An 18,405-nucleotide genomic window follows, 5' to 3' on the forward strand; every position below is an offset into this window, starting at 1 on the left:
ACGGGTTAATCTAACGGCGGCGGTTGCGCGGCCGCGGATCGCGATAGCGGAACGTCCGGTCGGCGATCTCCATGCCGAACCGCTGATTGGCGAGGTTGATCGTCGTGAGGTTGTTCTGCGAATCGAGCACGGTCCAGCCCTGCAACATGAGACCGCCGGGGGCTGACGGATTGCGCAGGAAGGTGATCGTGATCGTGCCATACTCGGGATGTTCGGGATCGCGCGCCCGGACGCGAACTTCGCTGTTCCGGCCCGAATCGATGACCCGGGCGAAACGCGACAGGTCACGGTCGGGATTGAGCAGCACCGAAAGCGGCGAATCGCCGATCGGCCAGCGCTGGACCTGGCGGACGTCATAGTCGACGAACGTCAGCGCACGGCCGTCCGAAACGACCAACATGTTGACGCCCTCTTCGTAAGAGAAGCGGATCTTGCCCGGCCGTTTGAGAAACATCTCGCCGCGCACCGACTGGCCGGCCCGGTTGGTCTCGATGAAATCGGCCCGCATCGTGTTTACCGACTGCAGGTGACGCTGGACCTGGGCGAGTACATCCTGCTGCGCTTCGGCGGGCGCCGGCGCGATCAGGGCGCTAGCGGTCAGCGCGAGCGGTGCGGCGGCAAGGGCAAGGGCGGTAAGGCGATGCATATGTCTGTCCGTGTATCTATCCATTGGGGGATCGAGCGCGGGTAATGGGTTTTCCGCGTTGAATGCAAACTGAACCCGGAAGTTCCCCGTCATTCAGCTGCATCGGCCCGCCTAAACCGGATTGCCTTCCTGGTCGATCAGTACTTCGCGGCGGCCGACATGGTTGGCGGCGCTCACCTTGCCTTCCGCCTCCATCCGCTCGATCAGCCGCGCGGCGTTATTGTAGCCGACACGCAGCTGGCGCTGGATGTAGCTGGTCGAGGCCTTCTGGCTTTCCGCGACGATCTGGCACGCCTTGCGGTAGAGCTGCTCTTCGGCCGAATCCTCGCCCGTCGGCTGGCCGTCGAACGTATAGCCGCCATCCTCGGGTTCCTCGGTGACCGCCTGCACATATTCGGGCTGGCCTTGTTCGCGCCAGTGATCGGCGACCCGGCGGACTTCCTCGTCGGACACGAACGGGCAATGGACGCGCGCGATCTGCTTGCCGCCCGGCATATAGAGCATATCGCCCTTGCCCAGCAGCTGTTCGGCGCCCTGTTCGCCGAGGATCGTGCGCGAATCGATCTTCGAGGTGACCGAGAAGCTGATCCGCGTCGGCAGGTTCGCCTTGATGACGCCGGTAATGACGTCGACCGAGGGGCGCTGCGTCGCCATGATGAGATGGATGCCGGCGGCGCGCGCCTTCTGCGCCAGCCGCTGGATCAGAAACTCGACTTCCTTGCCGGCCGTCATCATGAGATCGGCGAGCTCGTCGACGACGACGACGATCTGCGGCAGCGGCTCATATTCGAGCTCCTCTTCCTCGTAGACGGGCTGGCCCGTATCCGCATCATAGCCGGTCTGGACGCGGCGGCCGAGCGGCTTGCCCTTGGCCTTGGCGGCGCGGACCTTGTCGTTGAAACCCTGCAGCGACCGGACCGACAGCGATGCGAGCATCCGGTATCGCTCCTCCATCTGCTCGACCGCCCATTTGAGCGCGCGCACCGCCTTGGCGGGTTCGGTCACCACCGGCGAAAGCAGATGCGGGATATCGTCGTAGATGCTCAGCTCGAGCATCTTCGGATCGATCATGATCAGCTTACATTCCTCGGGCGTCAGTCGGTAGAGCAGCGACAGGATCATGCAATTGAGCCCGACCGACTTGCCCGAGCCGGTGGTGCCGGCGACGAGCAGGTGCGGCATCGGCGCCAGATCGGCGATGACGGGATCGCCGGCGATATTCTTGCCGAGGATGATCGGCAACTTGGCCGAATGGTCCTCGAACGCCGCACTCGCGATCATTTCGGAGAGTACGACCATTTCGCGATGCTGGTTGGGCAGTTCGATCCCGATCACGCTGCGTCCCGGGATCACGGCAACGCGCGCCGAGATGGCGGACATGTTGCGCGCGATATCGTCGGCCAGCTGGATGACGCGGCTCGCCTTGATCCCGCTCGCCGGTTCGAGCTCGTACATGGTGACGACGGGGCCGGGCCGCACTTCGACGATCTCGCCTTTCACGTGGAAATCGTCGAGCACCGATTCGAGCAGCCGCGCATTGCGTTCAAGCGCCGCCTTGTCGAGCGCCTGGCCCTGATCGTCGGGCGACGGGTTCAGCAGTTCGAGCGTCGGCAGGTCGTAATTGAGGTTGAGCGAGCGCTGGCGCGGTTTCTTGCCCGTCGGGGGCCGGCCCGCCTTCGGGTCGGTGATCACGGGGGCCCGCGCTTCGGGTTCGGGCGGAGGGACCTTCTTGCGCGGCTGGGGCGCTTTCTTGGCGGTTTCGCGCGCGTCGGTGATCTTGACCGGTTTCGGCCGATCGGCGCGGCGGAACAGGAAGGCGCGCTCATCCTCGTCGAGCGCGAGGCCGCGATACCAGAGATAGAGCCCGCCGCCGCCGAGCAGGGCGGCGAGCGCCCAGCCCAGATAACGGGCGAGATCCGGATTTCCGATCAGGCTCAGCAGACTGCCAAACACCGCGCCGCCGCCATAGCCGAGCACGCCGCCCCAGCCCAATGGAAGCCCGCGTATGCTGGCGCCCGCCAACAGGGTGAGCGCCGAACCGACCAGCATGATGGCGACCGCGATCAGCAATACCGAGCGCGGCCAGCGGCCGAGCGGCGCATCGCGCCAGAGCCTGAGCGCGACGAGCGCCGCCAAGGGCAGTAGCAGACCGGCCAGCGGGCCGAACATTATGAGCAGCGCTTCGGACACATAGGCGCCGCCGCCGCCCAGAAGATTTTGCGCCGGGCCTTCCGCGGCCGTGTTGAGCGCGGGGTCGCTGGGCCGGTAGCTGACCAGCGCCAGCGCGACGAGCACCGTCAGGATCAGCAGACCGAGCGATACGAACAGAGCAGTCGAGCGCGATGCCGCGCGCCGCATCGCTTCGCGCCAGGCCGGCATCTGCGCCGCCAATCCACCCTGTGCCATCTCGCGCCTCCCGCCTTTTGTGCGCAATTTGTTCCTTGTTTAACCCTAATGCGCCTCCGCCGGACTCGCCGTCAAGCACAAGCGGCTATGCGGCCCGCTTTCGCTGCGTTAAAGCGAGTCCCTATGGCGATGAACGGCGTTTGTTTGTCAGAATTTCCCTATCGGGAAATCGCCGCACCGGCCCGCACCCCCTCCCGGCCTCCCATTGAGTGTACCCTGTTGGGAGGCCGGGAGGGGGTGCGGGCCGGTGCGGCGTTCGACCGACAGGTTGAGTCTGATCAAAAAACCGGCAAGGGTCAGCTGGGCTGTACTTCTGCGGAATCGGGCGACTTTTTATGAATCAAAGCGACGTGATCATCCTGGGCGGCGGACTGGTCGGCCAGACTCTGGCGCTGGCGCTCGACGCGCACGGCCTGTCGAGCGCGGTGATCGACAGGATGCCGGCCGAAGCCCTGCTCGACAGCAGTTATGACGGGCGAGTGTCGGCGGTCGCGAGCGCGAGCTGGAACATGCTCGACGCGATCGGCCTTGGCGCGGCGCTCGAAGGAAAGGGCTGCGCGATCGGCTCGATCCGCGCGAGCGATGGCCTCGCGCCCGGCCGCCTCGATTTCGAACCCGGTGAGGGCGAGGGGCCGCTCGGTATCATGTTCGAAAACCGGCTGCTGCGGGCGACATTGTTCGAAGCGTCGCAAAGGGCCGAGCATATCGCGCTCCATATGGCGAAAAGCGCGGCCGATGTGCAGCGCGAACCGGGCGGCGTCACGGTGACGCTCGACGACGGGACGGTGCTGAAGGGATCGCTGCTGATCGGCGCCGAGGGGCGGGGTTCGCCGACGCGCGATGCGGCCGGCATCCGCATCGCGCGCTGGAGTTACAAGCACCACGCCATCGTCGCGACGATCAACCACGAAAAGCCGCATGGCGCGATCGCTTACGAGATATTCTATCCGGCCGGGCCCTTCGCGCTCTTGCCGATGCTCGACGACGCGAACGGCCACCGCTCGGCGCTGGTCTGGACAGTGGACGAGAAGAACGGCCCGGCAATGCTCGCGCTCGGCGAGCGCGCCTTTCTTGCCGAAGCGCAGAAGCGGATGGGCAGCTTTCTCGGAGAATTGGCGCTGGCCGGCCCGCGCGGCGCCTATCCGCTGGGCTTTCACCATGCCGCGACGATCACCGGTGAGCGGTTGGCGCTGGTCGGCGACAGCGCGCACGGTATCCACCCGATCGCGGGGCAGGGCCTCAATCTCGGTTTCCGCGATGTCGCGGCGCTCGCCGAAGTGCTGGTCGAGGGCGTTCGGCTCGGCATGGATCCGGGCGATGCGCAGCTGCTCAAACGCTATGAGACCTGGCGCAGCCTCGACACCCTGATGGTCGCGATGGCGACCGACGGGCTGACCCGGCTGTTCGGCATCCCGGGCAGGGCGGCGTCGAAGATCCGTCGTTTCGGCATGACGGCGGTCGACCGCATCCCGCCGCTCAAGCGCCGCTTCGTCGATGAGGCGCGGGGCAGCAGCGGACGACTGCCGCTGCTGCTGCAGGGCGTCACCGTTTAGTCAAAAAAACCGCCGCCCGCTCGAGGGGGCGGCGGCAGTGGAGAGACCTGGAGGCGGTCCCGTTCAGAGGGGCCGGGCGCTATTCAACCGACGCCAGGGCATCGGAGCGCGGCAGTCTTACACTTTCGAGCGTCCGCGCCCGGCATTCGCGGACCGCGTTGCGTCCGCGCAGATCGAAATTATAGGCGGTTCCGCAGACTTCGCGTGCCGCGGCGCGGAGACGGCGCTGCAATCTGATACGGTCGGCGGGGTTGCCGAGATCGAGATCGGCATGGCTTACGGCCAGCGATGCGGGGTTCGCCGGTGCGACCTGCGCGATTGTCGGGTGAGAGATGACGGTCCCCAAGAGCAGCGCTCCGGGGATCAGGAGAAGGTTCAGGGCTTTCATGTGCTTTGTCCTTTTGAGGGGAGGAGAAAGCGTCGACGCGAGTGTTGGATAGCATAAGTTTCAAATTGAAACGAACAACTATGTTGCATGTGCGTTCTGCAAAAGTGCAGAATGGCCTCATGTTGGACTGGAACGACCTGCGCTATCTGCTGAGCGTTGCCGAGACCGGCAGCACTTTGGGCGCCGGGAAGAGGCTGCGCGTCAGCCAGACGACGGCCGCGCGGCGCGTGGCCGCGCTGGAGCGCGAACTCGGCCTCTCCCTGTTCGAGCGCAGTCCGGCCGGTTATCGGCTGACCCCGGTCGGCGAAGCGTTGCTGGAAAAGGCGCGGACTGTCGAGGCAGCGGCGGCGGAGTTCGCCGATGCGGCGGCGTCCCAGGCCCGCGATGTCAGCGGCACGGTGAAGCTGACGACCATCGACATCTATGCCCTCACTTTCCTCGCGCCGATTCTGAACCGGCTGCACGAAGCCCTGCCCGCCATCCGGATCGAGGTCGACACCTCGCAGGAAACGCTCGATCTTGCGGCCGGCGAGGCCGATGTGGCGATCCGCACCAGCCCGGATCCGAAAGGGGGCGGGCTGGTCGGGCGCAGGATCGGGTACAATCGCTGGACCGTCTATTGCAGCCGAAACTATGCCGATGCCCATGGCGTGCCGCGTTCGCGCGAGGAACTGGCCAAGCATGATTTCATCGGCGGCGGCGGCAAGAATTTCTGGCCGCCCTATCTGAAATGGCTGCGCAAGAACAATCTCGAGGATGCGGTGACCATGCATCATGGCACGGGGATGGGGATATTGTCGGCCGTGCGCGCCGGGGCTGGCCTGGCCGTCATGCCAAGCTTTTTCGCCGATCGCGATCCCGATCTCATCCAGTGCCTGCCGCCCCATCCCGATGACGAGGGCGGGCTGTGGCTGCTCACCCATGAACGGCTCCGCAACGTCCCGCGCGTTCGCGCGGTGCTCGATTTTCTGGCCCCGGAATTGCGGCGGCTGGCGCTCGGGGCTGGATAAGCGCGCACATTCTGCCGAAGCCGCTGGCCTCGCTACCCGACGCTCAGCGGCGTCCGAACCCATCCCGACCGTGCGGGCGGGGCGACGCAGCCGCGCTGTCCCGCTCCACGAGTAACTCGGGTTCCGCGGCCGGGCTGAGATGGTTGTCCAAGAACTCGCCGCGCGCCCTGCCCGACTTCAGTCTCCGATCCGCCGCGCTTCTTCGACGAGCATGATCGGGACGCCGTCGCGCACCGGATAGGCAAGGCCCGCTTCGTCGGAAATCAGCTCGTTGGCGTCGGCGTCGTAATGCAGCTTCGTCCGGGTGAGCGGGCAGAGGAGAATCGCCAGCAATTCGGGATCGAATGCGCTTTCGGTCACCGCGCTGCTTCTATTGCAGGGTCGCGCGATCGTCCCCGCCCGCTTGCTGGTGCATGCGGAAGAACTGCATGAACTGGATCAGCAGTTCGGAGCGGTCGTCGATCGTCGGCGCTTCGAGCAGCGCTTGCTTCGCGACGGTGTCGAACGGCGCAACCTGTGCGATCATGTTGACCAGCGTCTCGTCGTCCAAGGTGTCGACCGCCTCCCAATCCACCGCATAGCCAAGCGCGGCCGCGAATTTCTTCGATTCGTCGATCAGCCCGCCGCGCATCGCGATCGACAGCGGCTCGGCAACGGCATCGTCGCCGAATTCCTCGATCACGGCCTCGATCTGCCGGAACGGTGTCGTCGCATCGAGTTCGCGCACCATGCGGAACCGGGTCAGGCCTTCGAGGATCAGGTTGAACCTGCCGTCGTCCATCGCCTCGACCTCGGCGACCTTGCCGATACAGCCGATATCGAACAGTGCCGGCGTGTCGCCGTTTTCCTCCCGCGGCTGGATCATCGCGATCCGCCGGTCGCGCGCCATCGCGTCCTTCACCAGCGCCTGGTAGCGCGGTTCGAAAATATGCAGCGGCAATTGCGCCCGCGGCAGCAGGATCGCGCCGGCCAGCGGAAAGATCGAAAGACGGATCGGGCTTTCGGCCATCAGCCGAACAGGATCGCCGACAGGCGCCGGCGCTGCGCGGCCACCCATTCGTCCTCGAGCCCGACCACTTCGAACAGCTGGAGCAGCTTTTGCCGCGCCGCGCCCTCGTTCCAGTCCCTGTCGGCCTCGATGATATGGAAAAGATGATCGGCGGCGGCGTCGCGCTCGTCATTTGCCATCAGCGCGGCGGCGAGTTCCATGCGCGCTTCGTGATCGTTCGGATCGGCATCCACTTTCGTCTGGAGCGGCGCGGTGTCTTCGGTCTCGGTTGCGTCGCCGGCCAGATCGACTGCTGATTGCGCGCGGGCGATCGCCGGGTCCTTGGCCACGTCTTCGGGAATCTGGGCGAGCATTTCCCTGGCTTCGTCGATCTTGCCCATCGCGACCAGCGCGCGAACGAAACCGGAGATAACCTTGGGCTCGGCGGGCGCCATTTCCATGATCTGGCCGAAAATCGAGAGCGCGCGCTCGCCATCGCCTTCGGACAGCACCTGTTCGCCCATCTCGATCAGCGGTTCGATCTCGGCCTGTTGCTGCTTCTCGTCGCTATCGATCGGGAGCTGCGTGAGGATCTGGTCGAGCATCTGTTTCAGCGAGCCTTCGGTGCGCGCCTGGCCGAGATCGGCGACGGGCTTGCCCTGGAACATCGCATAGACGGTGGGGATCGACTGGATCTGGAACTGCGACGCGATGAACTTGTCTTCGTCGACATTCACCTTTTTGAGGACGACGCCCTTGTCCGCATAATCGGCCGCCACCTTTTCGAGGATCGGCGTCAGCTGTTTGCACGGCCCGCACCATTCGGCCCAGAAATCGAGAATGACGAGCTTGGTCATCGACGGTTCGACGACATCGGTCCGGAATTTCTCGACTTCGGCCTTCTGATCTTCGGTCAGTCCCAATTGCGTGGCCACGATCTTTCGACTCCTGCGTGAATGTTTGCGCTTATATGGGGGAGACGGCCCCGGAACCCAAGAGGGAGGATTATTCGGTGGCCCGGTGCCCGAAGGTCCGCCCGGGACGCCCGATTTCCTCTTGCCCCGCTTGGCGACCCATGCTAGCTGCGCCGCCTCTTCACCGGATGGCAAGGCTTTGCCATTAGCGGGAAGAGCGCCGAGCGGGCGTAGCTCAGGGGTAGAGCACAACCTTGCCAAGGTTGGGGTCGGGCGTTCGAATCGCCTCGCCCGCTCCAAACGTTTTCCGGGACTTCCCGCCAAAACCCTCGGGTACGTGCGGGTTCACGGATTTTCGTACCGCTCCCCATCGTGGGTTTTCGGCTTTTGTGGCACATTCTGCGCAACAGAACGTGCAACAAGGCGGACCCGGCAGACGGTGCGAACAGACGACAGATATCTCCAGAAACGCGGGCAGCGCTGGCACTATGTCCGGCGGGTGCCGGGCCGCTTTGCCGATCTCGATGATCGCGGGACGATCCGGCTGGCACTCAAGACCAGCTCGCTTGAGGTCGCGCGCATGCGCCGCGACGCGATGGCCGAGGCCGATGATCAGTTCTGGGCCAACCTCGTCGCTGCCGCCGACGAGGATGCCATTAGCGCACTACGCCGAGAGATCGCGGCCCGCCGCTATCGCGGGGCATGCTCGCGGGCTCTAGCGCATGGCTTTGTTTATGCCCCGGCCAGCGAACTGGCCGAGATGACCGACCTTGCCGAACTGCTCGTGCGCTTGAAGCTCGTCGATGCGAAGGATAGCGGCAAACCATCGGAACCCGAACGCGCCGAAGCCGAAGCGCTGCTCGGCGGCGTGGAACGGCCCGCCATCACGATCAGCCAGGCCTTCGACGTCTATTGCGAGGACATCGCTTATGGCGATTTCGTCAACAAGTCCAAAGGCCAGAGAAGGCTCTGGATGAAGACCAAGAAGCGCGGCATCCAGAACTTTATCGATATCTGCGGCGATATGGCCTTGCGCGATATCACCCGCGCCGATGCGCTCAAATTCTACGACTGGTGGAAGCATCGGCTGATGCCCCAACCGGGCAAGCGCGGCCTCAACCCCAACACCGCCAATCGCGATATCGGCAATGTGCGTAAGCTCTACACCGACTACTTCCGCCACATCGGCGAGGACGAGCGCAAGAACCCGTTCCGCAATCTCAGTTTCGCGGTCACCAAGAAGAGCGATGTCCCGTGCTTCGAGAATGACTGGGTGCGCGAGCGTATCCTCAAGCCCGGCATCTTCGACGGGATCAACCGCGAAGCTGCATTGATCGTTTATGCGCTGATCGAGACCGGCTGCCGTCCGAGCGAGATCGCCAACCTCACGCAAGAGAATATCCGGCTCGACTGCGATGTCCCGCACATCCGGATCAGGCCGACCGAGGGCCGCGAGATCAAGACGCGCTCGTCGATCCGCGACTTGCCCCTGGTCGGCGTGGCGCTGGAAGCGATGCGGCATGCCCCGGAGGGCTTTCCGCATTATCGCGACAAGCCGGACCTGCTCTCCGCCACCCTGCTCAAGGCGTTTCGGGTGCGCGAGCTTTTCCCGACCGATGAGCATGTCATCTACTCTTTTCGCCATTCGTTCGAGAAGCGGATGCTCGAAGGCGGCCTCGACTATGGTCTGCGCTGTACGTTGATGGGGCATCACAATCCCCGGCCCGAATATGGCGACGGGGGATCGCTCGCATATCGCAGGGACGAGCTGTTGAAGATCGCGCATCCTTATCCCGAGGCGCTGTTCGGGGATCAGCGGAAGCGTCTGCAACGGGCGGCGTGAGATAGGCGCTGAGACGCGCGGCTTTCGAATGGCGCGCGTCGAGCTCGCGTTCCAGACGCTCGAAAATCGGCCAGTAGACCTCGCTATAGCGATCGATGATTCGCGCAGTGGTGCGGAGCGCAGTACGTATATCTGCGGAGCATATCGGCATCGCGTGACGATGGCCGAAAAGTATTCTACTAATCATCAGGAAAGCTGTGCAATCCCGGTCAGCGCGATGCGTTGCGTGGCCATGCGTTTCAACTTCTTGAGCTATGATCTCAAAACAGCAATTTCGGCAGCTGCTGTGTTCCACCCGTGTAGTACTTCAGAGAAGGGGTGTATCAATACACCGCTATTAGATTGCCACGCTTGTGCATCCCAGCCTGCTTCGAGCAGGTCTGAAGCCGCGAAAATGAACTCTAACGCATGCGTGAGGAAAGCTATCAGGTGCCCATACTCGTGATAGTCAAAACTGCCGGCACTGCCGTGGACGAAGTGGTTTCTGCACTTGACTGCTTCATCAACCACCAACGGGAGATCGGTGAGCGGACTTCCAAGACCATTTGAGACAATTGTGGCGCGATGGAAGATTTTCTGACGCAACGTTCGGCGTCCCAATCGACCAAGCGCACCTAAAATTCCGTCCCGGTCCTCAGATTGAGGTAGTTGGAGAAAAAGAGAGCGGGCTGATTGCCTGGCATTGGCCAATTCCTCCTCCAACGGCGGATTGGGCGGCAATGCATCGTCCGGAAGAATGTCGAACATGTTTGCAGCCCCGACTAGGCGATCGATGCTTATCATATGCTGTTGGCCAAAGTTGCCTGAGAATCGCATCCGCGCCTCCGCGCGCGAAGAATCCATAGCAATCCATGATTTGAGCACGCGTTCGAAATGGTCCCGAGACCGAACAGCGTTGATAAGTATCTCGCTTGAATGAGGCTTGCGAGTCTCACCTTCCAGTTGCCGTCGTGGCTGCATGCACCAATAAACGTCAAGCGGTGCCCGATACTCATCTCCGATTAAGTCGATTTTCGTCCATTCCATGTTCGGCGGGCGGCCAGCGATCATTTCTAGGAATCGTAGCAGCGTCCGAATTCGAGCGATCACGTTATCGAAGGTTTGCGGTTCTGCGAATGTCAGTTCAATCAAAATTCGATTCTCAATCGCGGCGCGGCGCGGACTAAAAAAGGGGTTGGTGAAAGGTCGATGCCTGACCGTTACGACTCCGATCGCAGTCTCGACAGATGCTATCTCTTTTTGTCCGGCGAAGTAGACTATCTCAGGGTTTGGACCGATCGGAATCTTGCGATTGATCCGCGTTTCGTTGCCTTTCACAACCGTCTCGATCAGCGGCTCGGGATCAAGTACAATTCCAAAAGCGTCGAAATCGTAGAAGATGTCTTCAGCATCATCGATACGAAACATGACGCGCTCGATCTCCGCCGCTTGTGGGTCGAAGTGTCGATGCCCGCTGGCCACGTAGTGCGGCTGAATTTCGCCGAACGTGTACCTCTCTTCGTATCGCCCTGCAGAACCCATGGTAGAGCGGATGACGCAACCGATTAGAGTGACCTTCGTGAGATCATGCAGCGTACCCCGCAAGTCGCGATGTTGATCGTGATCCAGCGCGAAGAACTCTCTATCCTGTAGCCAGAGTGTCGTCGCGGAGCCATCAATTGAAAGTTCGCCGACGAGCTGTCGATCATCATTGAACTCGAACCATCCTCCGAGCTTCGCACCATCAACAATTTCAGATTTGGCGCTCATGCCGATCTCCCTTTCCCGCCCTAAGCTAGCTCGCGAGGATATGATGATAGTTTCAAATTGGAGTCCAATGTCGACGGTTAGCTAACTGCACTGGATTTCTAGTTCAGCGCATGTCGGACATCTCGCCGCACTTTCTAGCGCGGTAAAACTTTTCAGGAAATGCGAGAAGAGTAGTGAGATTGCGGTCTAGGGTGGGCCGAGGGCAAGATTAAAGGACCGGTGCAAGGCACCGGATTTATCGGGTCTGCACATCGACTTAGCCCTGCACCTACACGGTGTTTTTACCGTGCAGGGTTTTCGCGGAATGCGGCGGAGATACTGGACAAAAAGTTGCACCATGCGGGATTGGCGGTTTTCCTGGGATCGGGCGATCGGCCCCGATGGAAAGCAAGGATGCGCGGTCTGCGCCCGGCGCTCAAGGCTCATGACCGCCGTGCGGCGCGCCTTCAGGCGCGACCTTGACCGCCGGGCGCAGACCGCGCGAGAGGCTGGCAAGCGGGGCCGGGAAAGCTGTGGGCGGGAAGGACGATAGCGCGAGGGCGGATCGGTTATCCGTTGGCCTCGGACTCCTCTCTCGCTAAGCTCTTCCCGTGAAAAGCGATATCGATCATCTGCCGCAATCGAAGCAGCGCGAGCTGGAGCGCGCGGTCGAGATCATCCTCGCCGAGTTCGCCGATGCGATGAAGCAGGCCTCGTCCCAAAAGAAGAAGGATGGCCGCATCCTCAAGATCATCCTGTTCGGATCATACGCCAGAGGCGGCTGGGTCGATGAACCCCATACCGCCAAGGGCTATCAGAGCGACTTCGATCTCTTGATCATCGTCAATCACGAGCGCGTCGTCGACTTCTCGACCTACTGGTACCGGGCCGAAGACCGGCTGATGCACGAGCCGACCATCAAGCGGCCGGTCAATTTCATCGTCCACACATTGGGCGAGGTGAACAACGCGCTTGCCCAGGGGCAGTATTTCTTCTCCGACATCTTCCACGAAGGCATCGCGCTCTATGAGCTGAAAGGTGAGAAACCGCTGCTCACGCCGCAGCCGCCAAGTCCGGAAGCTGCACTGGAGACGGCCAAAAAGCACTATGAACATTGGATGGAGAGTGCGCGGCAGTTTCTAGGATATGCGAAGGATGGTTGCAAAAAGGGATGGAACAACAGCGCTGCTTTTCAGATGCATCAGGCCGTCGAACGATATTACATCGCCCTCCTGTTGGTTCTGACCAACTATTCGCCTGCGACTCACAACGTAAAATTCCTGCGCTCGCTGGCGGAAGAGCAGGACCCGCGCCTGATCGATGTCTGGCCGCGCGAGACGAAGGCCGACCGCCGTGCCTTTGAACTTTTGAAACGCGCCTATGTCGAAGCGCGCTATTCGGAGCACTACACCATCACCGCCGACGAACTCGCTTGGCTTGGCGAGCGCGCCGAAGCACTCAAGGATATGGTCGAAACTATCTGCGTCGAGCGGATCAGGAAGCTAACGAAGAAGTTAGCTTAAACGGAATTTCCCTAATCGGGCATTAGTTTTGTAACGCCGGGAATTTCGACGAGCCAATCGCTCAGCCGTTGCAGCGAATTGGACTGCCCTTGCGTAATCTTCCCCCAAACTCCGGCATGGCAGTCGTTTCCCGTTACTGGAACCATACCTATTTTCCAACGATCGTCGGCTTCATTGACTGAGTCTATCGATCGAAAATTCTCTATCGAAATGGTAAGGGCACCGGGCCACTGCGGAGTGGTTACATATTCGCCAGGATCGATACCTTTCGCGACTATGCATGGTGTTGAGTCGACTGACAGATGACCTCGCCTAGGATCGTGCTTGTAAACAGCCGATGATAGGCGATGGCCGCCACTGTTATGGTCAGGCACTACGTAGTCGTCGCTAATGCGGCGGATGATGTGCGCGCCATCAACCAGTTCGGGATGGTCGTGCGGAATAACCTCGCCGTCTTCATCTCGCGGCAGCTCAAAGTCACACACGAATCAGGCGAGCTCCTGCAAAACCTCGCTGAGATCGTCAAATGAGCTCGTGAGTCGTTCATCCTCCAATGGCTCGCGCTCATCGGGATATTCGACGCTAAGCTCAGCCTCAAAAGGTGCAAAAATTGCGAGTTCGATATCAAATCCGCCAATATGCCATTCGAGCTGTAATCCACCTCCAGACATGGGAACTATCGATGGCGGAGGCGTTTCTGCGCTCATGACCGAGTCGAGAATTGATCGTGCAAAAGCGATTATGGAATGTTGTGGGGGCGCAGAGTTATATCCATCCCAGCCGGTCGGGTAGGCACTTAGCTGGGCGAGTCGCACTTCGACTGCGTACCGCCATGATTCCTCAATCGCAGCTACTTCGATCAGTTCTGGCCTTGCCTTTCGCGGCGCGATAGTTTCTCGCAAGCGCGCGAAAGTTTCGGTCAACGGCGATTGCTCGTGGACTAATGCAAGGTTCATTTCTGCCTCTCCCACATCATATGCGCTTCTTTAGATGTAATCTCGGTGAACGTCCGGACAATTATTTCACGCTCGGCGTCGATCATCTCAAGAGATTTGTTGAAAGTTTGCTCTGCCGGATGACCCCTGACATGCAAGTTCAGTCTGGCTGATCGCCTGCTTTCCTCTTCAGTCCCGTATTCTAGGCTCACATGCAGACGCGCGACAGGTATTCCAGACTGGTTTTGCAGCACACGCCGGAATTTGAAGACGCCATCCTCAGTTGTGCCCATCATGCCAACTAACCAAGGAAAGACGTAGGACAAACCGCAGGCTTCGCCAGCACTATCGACCAACGGAATAATATTTACGTAAATCGCCTCGCACTGAGTCGGGCGAGGTTTCCCCAGACCCTCATCCCGCGACCAATCGCGAAGCATTTGAAACAAGCTTTCTATCTTCTCACGCACGTGAACGTAACGTGGATACTCTTCTGCACCGGGACGTTTACGCCAATTGAAGAAAAGCCGATCCTTTTGGAGCTGAACAAGCTCGCTGTCGTCCTCGCTTATGAAGAAAAAGCGAGGTTGGATCGGAGCTTGAATCATTTGAAGCTCCGGGACACCCAAAGGGGCGCTTCTCGGGCCGAACGTTTCGAACGCTGGATCGAGAGGGGGACGCTCTTCGAGCCGGACGTACTTGTCTCGAATTCGCTCCCAAAAAGAAGCGGCATGCAGACTCTGGAAACCTTCCAGGCCTTCGAATTGGACCCCAATTGAGGTTTCGACGACTGGAGGGCTTTCATATTCTGGCAGAGCATCGGTGGGTGCCGACGCTTCGTCAGGAAATTTCAGTTTCAAAAGTTATCTTCCGCATGGTGGGTGCTTTTTAAGAGTTGATCTTGACGAGGTTGTCAAATCAGTCGCGCCGAATCGACCTATAGACGAGTCGAGCCGATGGAGCGACGAGCCGTTCAGATAACATACGGCCCGGCGCCTCTCGTGCGGAACCGATCGCACAAGCGACTATATGGGCTAACGCTCTCGAAAGGCTTTTGCCATCGAAGGAGCGCCAAGTCAGCGTCTCTGCTTGACACCTTCTGCATCATAAAGGAGGCGAGAGCAGTTTCCCGCATTCGACATGGACTATTCGCTGACGAGCCGCATACGCGCCCGCTCATCGAAACACTTGAGGCCTGTCGGTATGCAGGCAGGCACGCGCTCGCCCGGAGTGCAAGCAACCGACCCGAGTAACGTGTGCTGCCGCCAAGAAAATCTATTCGGTGTGCCGACCGCCATAGATGCGCTCCTCCCATCCCTACTGAGTTCGATGATACAGCTCACGGTCGATACGGTCTCTGCCTCGGCAACCGCGCTTTCCGATCGCACATCGGGCCCTTGGTCACGCTCCCGTTCGTCGATGAATGTCTGTGCGGAACGATAGCGGCTCGAAGTGCGCGGACTGGTATTTCGGGCCGCCCAGGCCCGAATACCGCGATGCACCAGCCTGGTGAGAAAAAGCTTCTTGATGCGGTCGGTCAGCTTCGTGCCGGGGAGGCTATTTGACGGCCGTCGGAAACCGAAAGGGGAGGCGTTGAAGAGTCGGAGAACTTTCTAGGCCAAATCTATTCTTAACCGGCACATTTGAAGTGATCCGACTTAGTCAAGAGCTTGGCTCGAACAAACTTGTGAATTTGGCGGCTGATTGTTGCTCCGATACGACGTAGCACCTAGGCTCAGCCTCGGCATGGAGTAATTCAATGGGTCTTTTAGCTGAAATTGGAACTTTTGGAGACGTTGCGGCGGAAGATGATGACGCCGTCCTTTCGTACTTCTTAAAGACAGATGACGTCGACGAAATCGAAAACGGTTCATCTTTTGCTGTCATAGGGCGCAAAGGGTCGGGTAAGACAGCGATAACAAAGTATTTTTCTCAGCCGCAACCCAATTACGTAACTGCCTCGCCAACTTTGCGTGACTATCCTTGGGCGGAGCATGCTAAGCGAAGAAATCTCGGAGCTTCCGATATAGAGGCATACGTTAGCTCGTGGCGATACCTGATCGCGGTGAAGGCGAATTCGATAATTCTCGAAAAGCGTGGCATGAAGCAAATGACTGACGCGCAACGTACAGCCCGGGAATTCTTGAATGCGAACTACGGCGGCATAGTTCCGTCGCTGGCAGAAATAATGAGACCTGCACGCCTCAAAGTGACGAGGCGGACGTTCTCCCCCAGTGTCATGGGCACGAGTGTTGGAAGCATAGACATTGAGGACGAGAAAGGCGGTATTGCGCAAGAAATTGACGTAGTCACGCAGTCGTTGATGAAAAATGCAGCTGAGTTGGCGGATCAGGCCGGCATGGAGAAAATTTGCATCCATTTCGATGAGCTAGATCAGGGAATGAGCGAGCTTACCGATGACCGACGTTACATGTTGATTGGTCTGATCCTAGCGATACGCTCGATAAGAGGCAGCAAGGAAGGCGAAAAAGTTTTCCCCGTTTTCTATATTCGGACCGACTTATGGGATGAAATTCGGTTTTCTGACAAGAACAAGATCTCCCAATCATCGGCGGTGTTTCTGGAGTGGGATCCCGACAGTTTATTAGAAATGGTGAACGAGAGGATCAGAGCAAAACTGGGTGCGGAAAAGTCTTGGAATTCTATCGACGACGGAGCCGTCATGCGAGGCTCGCAGCCAAAATGGAATCACATAGTTACGCGGACGTTCTTGCGGCCTCGAGACGTGATTCAATTCCTGAACTATGCGCTCAAGATTGCATTAAAGAGGGATCATGATGCAGATGTCTTTACTAACGAAGACATCCAAAATGCGCGCAATGCCTACTCAAAGTATTTGAGCCAAGAACTTGACGACGAGATTGGTCCACATTGGCCCTGTTGGCGAGAAGCAGTGCAAGCTTGTTCGGCGGTGGCTACCGAAACTCTTTCGAGAGAACAGTTCGAGACAGCGTACGAAGGACGAAAAACGAAAGCAAACGATTTAGACACGGCTCAGGCGCTGGCGAAACTCTATGACTTTTCAATCATAGGTTACTTGAAATCGGTCGGCTTGGGCGGATCGAAGTGGATATTCCATTATTCCCACCCTGATGCTGGATGGGACAGTGCTGCAAGCCGACTTAAGGTCCATCAAGGATTGAAAGAATTCGCTCAGCTCAGAGAAGCGCGCGCCGGCAGTTAAGTGCAGCCGCCCGTTTTTTGCGAACTGTCATCAAAAAAGTTATCGCTCCACTCTCGGCCGAATGGCGTCGCACGTCCCACCTTTGACAAGGTCCGCTAACTACGTTCTGCTGAAATCAGGAGATTGTTCATCGGACTTTGCTTGTGCAACAACCTCTTCACAGATTGTGCAGCAAATGGTGGATGCGGATGAGCTAGGTTGCTGACGATAAATGGTTTTTAGAATTTCGTCAGTCGCCTCGCCCGCTCCATTATTTCCTACATCTTCGTGGCCCAAAGGGGTGTTGCGCCTCGTCTCCGACTGAGGGATGGGTATGTCACAGCACCTCGGCCGGCTTTTCCGCGAGCTTGTCCGCCGTCTTCGTCTCGAAATCATTCGCGTCGTGCCGTTCGGGCAGCTGCGTCTCGGGCTCGCCCCAGACGCGGTTGACCATCCTACCGCGCTGCACGGCGGGGCGCTCGGCAATCTGGTCGGCCCAGCGGTTGAGATGTTTGTAATCCTGAACCTGCAGGAATTCCGCAGCCTCGTAGAGCACACCCTTGGCCATCCCGCCATACCAGGGCCAGATCGCCATATCGGCGATCGTATAGTCGCTGCCCGCCATATATTCGTGATCGCCAAGGTGTCGGTCGAGCACATCCATCTGGCGCTTCACTTCCATCGCGAAACGGTCGATCGCATATTCGATCTTCATCGGCGCATAGGCGTAGAAATGACCGAAGCCCCCGCCGAGATAGGGGGCGCTCCCCATCTGCCAGAACAGCCAGTTGAAGGCTTCGGTGCGCGCCTTGAGATCGCCGGGCAGGAAGGCGCCGAATTTTTCCGCGAGATAGACGAGGATCGAGGCCGACTCGAACACCCGTTGCGGTTCGGGCGCCGAGCGGTCGACCATTACCGGGATCTTGGAATTGGGATTGATGTCTACATAGCCGCTGCCGAACTGGTCGCCCTCGCCGATATTGATCAGCCAGGCGTCATATTCGGCGCCGTCATGGCCGAGCGCCAGCAGTTCTTCGAGCATCACGGTCGCCTTCACGCCGTTCGGCGTGGCGAGCGAATAGAGCTGGATCGGATGCTCGCCGACCGGCAGGTCCTTGTCATGGGTCGGACCGGCCACTGGTCGGTTGATATTGGCGAAACGACCGCCGCTTTCCTTGTCCCAGGTCCAGATGGCGGGCGGCTCGTAGCCGGGCGGCTGATTTTCGGGGGTTTCGGTTTCGTCGGCCATGACAGCGATCCTTGTTCCGGGTGCGAAAAGAGCGTGTC

General features: G+C 59.8%; 16 protein-coding genes and 1 tRNA gene. 6 read left to right on the forward strand and 11 right to left on the reverse strand.

Annotated features, from left to right (window positions below; translation table 11 throughout):
• Positions 1-10: 10 nt before the first annotated feature.
• Positions 11-646, reverse strand: a complete 636-nt coding sequence (locus HFP57_RS11930) for a LolA family protein (RefSeq protein WP_176869970.1) — start codon at positions 644-646, stop codon at positions 11-13.
• Between the two features lie 111 nt (positions 647-757).
• On the reverse strand, positions 758-3,052 hold the full coding sequence (locus tag HFP57_RS11935) for an FtsK/SpoIIIE family DNA translocase (protein ID WP_176869971.1): 2,295 nt from the start codon (positions 3,050-3,052) through the stop codon (positions 758-760).
• A 335-nt stretch (positions 3,053-3,387) separates the two neighbouring features.
• Here HFP57_RS11935 and HFP57_RS11940 point away from each other — a divergent pair, with 335 nt between their 5' ends.
• Positions 3,388-4,605, forward strand: a complete 1,218-nt coding sequence (locus tag HFP57_RS11940) for a UbiH/UbiF/VisC/COQ6 family ubiquinone biosynthesis hydroxylase (protein WP_176869972.1) — start codon at positions 3,388-3,390, stop codon at positions 4,603-4,605.
• Between the two features lie 79 nt (positions 4,606-4,684).
• On the opposite strand, the gene HFP57_RS11945 is transcribed toward HFP57_RS11940, so the two are convergent.
• Complete coding sequence (locus HFP57_RS11945) at positions 4,685-4,993, reverse strand: UrcA family protein (protein ID WP_176869973.1); 309 nt, start codon at positions 4,991-4,993, stop codon at positions 4,685-4,687.
• A gap of 119 nt (positions 4,994-5,112) precedes the next feature.
• Between HFP57_RS11945 and HFP57_RS11950 the strand changes: the two genes are divergently transcribed.
• Complete coding sequence (locus HFP57_RS11950; protein ID WP_176869974.1) at positions 5,113-6,003, forward strand: LysR family transcriptional regulator; 891 nt, start codon at positions 5,113-5,115, stop codon at positions 6,001-6,003.
• A 177-nt stretch (positions 6,004-6,180) separates the two neighbouring features.
• On the opposite strand, the gene HFP57_RS11955 is transcribed toward HFP57_RS11950, so the two are convergent.
• Genes HFP57_RS11955 through HFP57_RS11965 form a run of 3 tightly spaced genes read right to left on the reverse strand, consistent with a single transcriptional unit; the run spans position 6,181 to position 7,929 of the window.
• On the reverse strand, positions 6,181-6,363 hold the full coding sequence (locus HFP57_RS11955; protein WP_218135017.1) for a Trm112 family protein: 183 nt from the start codon (positions 6,361-6,363) through the stop codon (positions 6,181-6,183).
• Positions 6,364-6,373: 10 nt separating this feature from the next.
• On the reverse strand, positions 6,374-7,012 hold the full coding sequence (locus HFP57_RS11960; protein ID WP_176869975.1) for an LON peptidase substrate-binding domain-containing protein: 639 nt from the start codon (positions 7,010-7,012) through the stop codon (positions 6,374-6,376).
• Positions 7,012-7,929 carry a tetratricopeptide repeat protein gene (locus HFP57_RS11965; protein ID WP_425500743.1) on the reverse strand — a complete coding sequence of 306 codons (918 nt, stop codon included), beginning with the start codon at positions 7,927-7,929 and terminating at the stop codon, positions 7,012-7,014. Before HFP57_RS11965 ends, HFP57_RS11960 begins: the two co-directional genes overlap by 1 nt.
• A gap of 200 nt (positions 7,930-8,129) precedes the next feature.
• On the opposite strand from HFP57_RS11965, the gene HFP57_RS11970 reads away from it, so the two are divergent.
• Together HFP57_RS11970 and HFP57_RS11975 are read left to right on the forward strand one after the other, a co-directional pair.
• Positions 8,130-8,204 (forward strand) — tRNA-Gly (locus HFP57_RS11970).
• A gap of 140 nt (positions 8,205-8,344) precedes the next feature.
• Positions 8,345-9,748, forward strand: coding sequence for a DUF6538 domain-containing protein (locus HFP57_RS11975; RefSeq protein WP_176869977.1), 1,404 nt, complete (start codon positions 8,345-8,347; stop codon positions 9,746-9,748).
• Positions 9,749-10,000: 252 nt separating this feature from the next.
• Here HFP57_RS11975 and HFP57_RS11980 read toward each other — a convergent pair whose 3' ends face one another.
• The gene (locus HFP57_RS11980; protein WP_176869978.1) at positions 10,001-11,497 is read right to left on the reverse strand and encodes an ApeA N-terminal domain 1-containing protein; all 1,497 of its coding nucleotides are present in this window, start codon (positions 11,495-11,497) and stop codon (positions 10,001-10,003) included.
• 590 nt (positions 11,498-12,087) lie between these two features.
• Between HFP57_RS11980 and HFP57_RS11985 the strand changes: the two genes are divergently transcribed.
• Positions 12,088-12,999: a nucleotidyltransferase and HEPN domain-containing protein gene (locus tag HFP57_RS11985; protein ID WP_176869979.1), complete on the forward strand. Its 912-nt coding sequence runs from the start codon at positions 12,088-12,090 to the stop codon at positions 12,997-12,999.
• Positions 13,000-13,010: 11 nt separating this feature from the next.
• Here the strand turns inward: HFP57_RS11985 and HFP57_RS11990 are convergent, their stop codons facing one another.
• The 3 genes from HFP57_RS11990 to HFP57_RS12000 are packed head-to-tail and all read right to left on the reverse strand — an operon-like array spanning position 13,011 to position 14,794.
• On the reverse strand, positions 13,011-13,484 hold the full coding sequence (locus HFP57_RS11990; protein WP_176869980.1) for a hypothetical protein: 474 nt from the start codon (positions 13,482-13,484) through the stop codon (positions 13,011-13,013).
• Between the two features lie 3 nt (positions 13,485-13,487).
• Entirely contained in the window at positions 13,488-13,955 is a 468-nt protein-coding gene (locus tag HFP57_RS11995) for a hypothetical protein (protein ID WP_176869981.1), read from the reverse strand.
• Positions 13,952-14,794, reverse strand: coding sequence for a TIGR04255 family protein (locus tag HFP57_RS12000; protein WP_176869982.1), 843 nt, complete (start codon positions 14,792-14,794; stop codon positions 13,952-13,954). The genes HFP57_RS11995 and HFP57_RS12000 overlap by 4 nt, the downstream gene beginning before the upstream one ends.
• Before the next feature lie 899 nt (positions 14,795-15,693).
• Between HFP57_RS12000 and HFP57_RS12005 the strand changes: the two genes are divergently transcribed.
• Positions 15,694-17,139, forward strand: a complete 1,446-nt coding sequence (locus HFP57_RS12005; RefSeq protein WP_176869983.1) for a P-loop ATPase, Sll1717 family — start codon at positions 15,694-15,696, stop codon at positions 17,137-17,139.
• Between the two features lie 316 nt (positions 17,140-17,455).
• On the opposite strand, the gene yghU is transcribed toward HFP57_RS12005, so the two are convergent.
• The gene (gene yghU, locus HFP57_RS12010; RefSeq protein ID WP_176869984.1) at positions 17,456-18,367 is read right to left on the reverse strand and encodes a glutathione-dependent disulfide-bond oxidoreductase; all 912 of its coding nucleotides are present in this window, start codon (positions 18,365-18,367) and stop codon (positions 17,456-17,458) included.
• Positions 18,368-18,405: the final 38 nt, after the last annotated feature.

Origin of the sequence: Parasphingopyxis algicola, from assembly GCF_013378075.1 — a bacterium.
Lineage (GTDB): Bacteria > Pseudomonadota > Alphaproteobacteria > Sphingomonadales > Sphingomonadaceae > Parasphingopyxis > Parasphingopyxis algicola.